Here is a 1,982-nt window from a genome sequence, read left to right as displayed (position 1 = left end):
GCAAGCGCCGGCAAAACCATGCGACGACGATCGATGTCCATTGTTTCCTCCGTTTGTTGGTTTCTAGCGCATGATCCCGAAAAGTGGGAACCGGTTTTCGGAAAAAGATCATGCTCAAACAATAAGCTAAAGCGGGATGACGATTCGAAGAAAAGTCATCCCGCTTTAGCTCGACGGCGCGGCGCGAGCGTCAAGCGGCGGGTCGTTTGCGACCCGCCGCCGGATCCGCCCAGCCGGTCGCGTCCCAGCGGTTTATTTGAAAATGCACGCGATTTTGTCCGGCCGGGCGCTGGCACGCGGCTTGCTGAACAAACGGCGGAGGCCACAGCCTTGAGAAGAATTGAGCGGGCCCGCCGGGAGGTTGCCAAGGAAATACTGACTTATTTTCTGCGCAACGCCGATGCCGTCGATGACCTCGAGGGGATCGTGCGTTTCCGCCTGCTGGATCAAGGCATCGAGCGGCGGGTCAGCGACGCGAGCGAGGCGCTGGCGTGGCTCGTTTCCGCCGGCCTGCTCGATCGCACGATCAGGCCGGGCACGGCTGCGATCTTCAGCCTCAACCGCGCCAGGCGGGAGCAGGCGCAAAGGCTGGTCGGCGCCGGCAGGCCGGCGCGGGCCAAGCGGCGAAAGAGGCGCGCGGACTGACAGGAATCGCGGGTACCCAGGAAGGGAGGAACGGCATGTCGGAAGCTGCGGTGATTGGGCGGGAGCCGGTATCGCTCCTCACTTCGACCGGACAGCAGGTATCGATCCCGCTGACCGCGCTCTATTTCGATTCGAATGGCAAGTTGCACGCGGATCGATGGCCGCTCTACAGCAAATTCAGCGCCGACGTCGACCCCTGGCTGGCTTATCTCGTCAAGACCGGCGAGCTCACGCCGGCGGCCAGCCCCCCGCCGGTGGCCGCCATGACGATCACCGCGGCGGATGCCGGTCCGGCGGGCAACAACATCGAGGTGAACTTCAAGAACATCGTGCCGGATTCGGCCAATCCGCCCGACCCGGGCAAGGGCACGTTCGATGTGGACGTGGTGGAGACCGACACCTACACGGGTTTGAGCTACGATTCGACCAAGTCGACTGACCCGAATTTCATCAGCAACGTCCTCGGCATCGCGGATCAAGATGGAAAGGTCACGAAGGCTGGGACACGGCCGGGACTGGTCCTTGTCCTCGCTGGCGACACGCCAGCCCAGCCGAGCAACAACCCGCCCCTGACGTTCAGCGTCACCGCGCCAGCCACGGCTGCGACGGCCGCGGTCGCGGCCAATTTTCACTTGGTGGCGAAGAAACCCGGGGCCGATGGCAAGAATACAACGGTAACAATCTCGAGCGTCGACACAGGCGCCAAGACTTTTTCTCTGAAGGCGGTCTGGACGTTGAACGCCACCAACAAGAAGCTTTCCGACCTGTCCAATCTGGCCGGGTATGAGATTTCGGTGACCGTTCCGGCCGTGGGAAGCACGATCACGGCATTACCCGCCGCCGGCGCGGTGAAACTCACCGGCGGCGCTGCCGCGCAATCCGCATCCAACGCGAGCGCCACAGTCTACGCAGACTAACTCGGCCCGGCCGTCGCCGAAGTTTCCAACGGAGGGAACATGGCAATCACCCCGACCTATCCCGGCATCTACATCCAGGAACTGCCCAGCAGCGCCCACACCGTGGTGGCGGCGCCCACTTCGATCACCGTCTTCATCGGCTACTCCCATCCCTACAAGACCACGAATCCGGGAGAGGCGATCGAGTTGTTCAGCTTCACCGAATTCGAAGCCCTGTTCGGCGGGCTGTTCACCAGCGGCGTATTCGATTCCAACTTGGCCTACGCGGTCAATCAGTTCTTTCTCAACGGCGGTTCGACCGCCTATGTGATCGGATTAATTGGCAGCGCGGCCCAAGCGATCACGGTGCCCCCCCTCCAGATCGCGCCGTTCCAGTTCACCGCGCTCGAACCGGTTAACCCGATCTCGCTTAACGTCACC

The 1,982-nt window shown here is 62.4% G+C and carries 3 protein-coding genes; all 3 read left to right on the top strand.

Translation table 11 applies throughout. The features are described 5' to 3' along the window. Nucleotides 1-330 precede the first annotated feature (330 nt). Nucleotides 331-645 (top strand): hypothetical protein, encoded by a 315-nt coding sequence (locus VGY55_11570; GenBank protein HEV2970599.1) that lies wholly within the window; start codon nt 331-333, stop codon nt 643-645. Between the two features lie 35 nt (nt 646-680). Beyond that, nucleotides 681-1,562, top strand: a complete 882-nt coding sequence (locus VGY55_11565; GenBank protein HEV2970598.1) for a hypothetical protein — start codon at nt 681-683, stop codon at nt 1,560-1,562. A gap of 39 nt (nt 1,563-1,601) precedes the next feature. Continuing rightward, nucleotides 1,602-1,982, top strand: a 381-nt coding sequence (locus VGY55_11560; protein ID HEV2970597.1) for a hypothetical protein, incomplete at its 3' end; no start/stop codon positions are given.

The sequence above is a fragment of the Pirellulales bacterium genome (assembly GCA_035939775.1).
Classification (GTDB): domain Bacteria; phylum Planctomycetota; class Planctomycetia; order Pirellulales; family DATAWG01; genus DASZFO01.
This window is presented reverse-complemented; position numbering and strand designations above follow the sequence as displayed.